General features: G+C 54.4%; 5 protein-coding genes. All 5 read right to left on the bottom strand.

The annotated features are described in order from the left end of the window. Window positions 1-205: 205 nt before the first annotated feature. The gene (locus ACFO24_RS05650) at window positions 206-454 is read right to left on the bottom strand and encodes a DUF1010 domain-containing protein (protein WP_377737342.1); all 249 of its coding nucleotides are present in this window, start codon (window positions 452-454) and stop codon (window positions 206-208) included. Between the two features lie 30 nt (window positions 455-484). Beyond that, window positions 485-775: a DUF1010 domain-containing protein gene (locus ACFO24_RS05645; protein WP_377737340.1), complete on the bottom strand. Its 291-nt coding sequence runs from the start codon at window positions 773-775 to the stop codon at window positions 485-487. Window positions 776-864: 89 nt separating this feature from the next. After that, on the bottom strand, window positions 865-1,167 hold the full coding sequence (locus ACFO24_RS05640) for a putative quinol monooxygenase (RefSeq protein WP_092704911.1): 303 nt from the start codon (window positions 1,165-1,167) through the stop codon (window positions 865-867). Between the two features lie 55 nt (window positions 1,168-1,222). After that, complete coding sequence (locus tag ACFO24_RS05635; RefSeq protein ID WP_377737338.1) at window positions 1,223-1,513, bottom strand: DUF1010 domain-containing protein; 291 nt, start codon at window positions 1,511-1,513, stop codon at window positions 1,223-1,225. Between the two features lie 43 nt (window positions 1,514-1,556). Next, window positions 1,557-1,841 carry a DUF1010 domain-containing protein gene (locus ACFO24_RS05630; RefSeq protein ID WP_377737336.1) on the bottom strand — a complete coding sequence of 95 codons (285 nt, stop codon included), beginning with the start codon at window positions 1,839-1,841 and terminating at the stop codon, window positions 1,557-1,559. Between the last annotated feature and the right edge of the window lie 84 nt (window positions 1,842-1,925).

Raw genomic sequence — 1,925 nt, 5'->3', positions numbered from 1 at the left:
TGAAACAGTGGCATCAAACTCACCCTGAGTTGTTCAATAAGCGACCATATGATCGTCCGGGATGCAACAAATATCAATCTCTTGGGGTATCCCTTGAAATTGTTGGGCTGCGCGCTGAGATTGATATTTTTCATAGCCCTTCCAAGCGCCAAAGGCGAGTAGGGCAACGAGAAGGATGCGAAACACACTCTCTCCTATTAATTGGCTAACGGACAAGGTAAGCCGCCCGCAGTATGCGGGTCGGCTTGAGCGCCGGGTTAGACCCAAAGCGCAAAAACGAAAGTGACCGCACAGTCCACGGACTACGAAAACAATAGCTGCTTGCGCTTGCTGCACAAGGGTTAGAGGCCAAAAAGGATTGAAACTGGCGCAACCCACGCAGGCGAAGCCCGAGCGAACGCCAAACACCCAGCGGATAAACGCTTGCGAAGGTAAATGGCGTTTGAATATTCATGAGCTGAAATGAGCAGGAATAAAAGGCAGGCTAACGGGCGAGGTAAGCCGACCGCCGTAGGCGGGTCGGCTTGACCGAAATGTTAGAGCCAGAAGCCAAAACCGATAACCTGAATTTGGCGACGGGCATGAACTGCGAAAAAGCACAGCGCCACCGAGGCTGCGCAGCACTACGAAAAAAATAGCTGCTTGCGCTTGCTGCACAAGGGCCAGAGGCCAAAAAGAGCACAAACCAGCGTGATGCCAACAGGCGAAGCCCAGAGAAACGACAAACCCAGCGCTGAACAACGCTTGAGAAATTGAATACCGTTTGAAAAAGCATGGGCGAAATAAATTGGTTTTCTGTGGTGCTAACGCCTGAATTAAGCCGCGCCGCGAAGCGGCGTCGGCTTGAATGAATTGTTAGGCTTGCTAGCCAGGTAGCTTTGCCGCAAGTACATCAACGTTCTCGATGGACGGGGGCTCGGAGAACAACTCACCTGCCTTTGCCATCAACGCGGCTGCGACCTTTCCGGAGAGATGGGCCTGCCGACCCGCTTCATCCGGGAAAGCATCAAAGATTCCGAAAGTGCTTGGTCCAAGGCGAATGCCAAACCACGCAGTGGTGGCAGGCTCCTCATTGACGATGGGAAGACCACTCACAAGGAAGCTCTCAACCTCTTTCTCTTTTCCGGGTTTCGCTTCAAGGCGAACGAACAAGGCTACTTTGACCATGGCATGTCTCCTGTTGTTAAAACGACATCACGATACGCGATGTTCTCTTGCAAGCCTAACGGGCGAGGTAAGCCAACCGCAGAATGCGGGTCGGCTTGACCGAAATGTTAGAGCCAGAAGCCAAAACCGATAAATTGGATTTGGCGACGGGCGCGAACTGGGAAAAAGCACAGCGCCACCGAGGCGGCACAGCGCTTGCAAAACGATAGCTGCTTGCGCTTGCTACACAAGGGCTAGAGGCCAAAAAGACCACAAACCAGCGTAACGCCACCAGGCGAAGCCCAGAGAAACGGCAAACCCAGCGCTGCACAGCGTTTGAGAAACTGAATGCCGTTTGAATAAACATGGGCGAAATAAAGCTGGGTTTCAGTGGTACTAACGCCCTGAGTTCAGCCGCCGCCGTAGGCGGTCGGCTGCGACGAACAGTTAGACCCGAAGGCCAAAAGGGGGCGCCCAACCCTGAAGACGGACGCGGCCCATGAAAAAGCACTGGGCCACGGAAGCGGCGCAGCACTGCAAGAATGATAGCTAGCAGCGCTTGCTACACAAGCGCCAGAGGCCCAAAAGGCCTGAAACCGACCAAGCGAACGCAGGCGAAGCCCGGCAAAGCGCCAAAAACCCAAAGGAGAAACCTTGGAGAAAGGCGAAGCGCTGGAGTTAATGGCGGCCTGCATGACGCGGAATATGAAGGGACTAACGCCCTGAGTTCAGCCGCCGCCGTAGGCGGTCGGCTGCGACGAATAGTTAGACCCGAAGGC

The organism is Comamonas denitrificans (genome assembly GCF_042654745.1).
GTDB lineage: Bacteria > Pseudomonadota > Gammaproteobacteria > Burkholderiales > Burkholderiaceae_C > Comamonas > Comamonas denitrificans.
This window is presented reverse-complemented; position numbering and strand designations above follow the sequence as displayed.

What these genes read in the sequence shown, in the direction of transcription:
- ACFO24_RS05645 (WP_377737340.1), bottom strand. Translation starts at nt 775, where the DNA reads ATGCTTTTTCAAACGGTATTCAATTTCTCAAGCGTTGTTCAGCGCTGG.
- ACFO24_RS05640 (WP_092704911.1), bottom strand. Translation starts at nt 1,167, where the DNA reads ATGGTCAAAGTAGCCTTGTTCGTTCGCCTTGAAGCGAAACCCGGAAAA.
- ACFO24_RS05630 (WP_377737336.1), bottom strand. Translation starts at nt 1,841, where the DNA reads ATGCAGGCCGCCATTAACTCCAGCGCTTCGCCTTTCTCCAAGGTTTCT.
- ACFO24_RS05650 (WP_377737342.1), bottom strand. Translation starts at nt 454, where the DNA reads ATGAATATTCAAACGCCATTTACCTTCGCAAGCGTTTATCCGCTGGGT.
- ACFO24_RS05635 (WP_377737338.1), bottom strand. Translation starts at nt 1,513, where the DNA reads ATGTTTATTCAAACGGCATTCAGTTTCTCAAACGCTGTGCAGCGCTGG.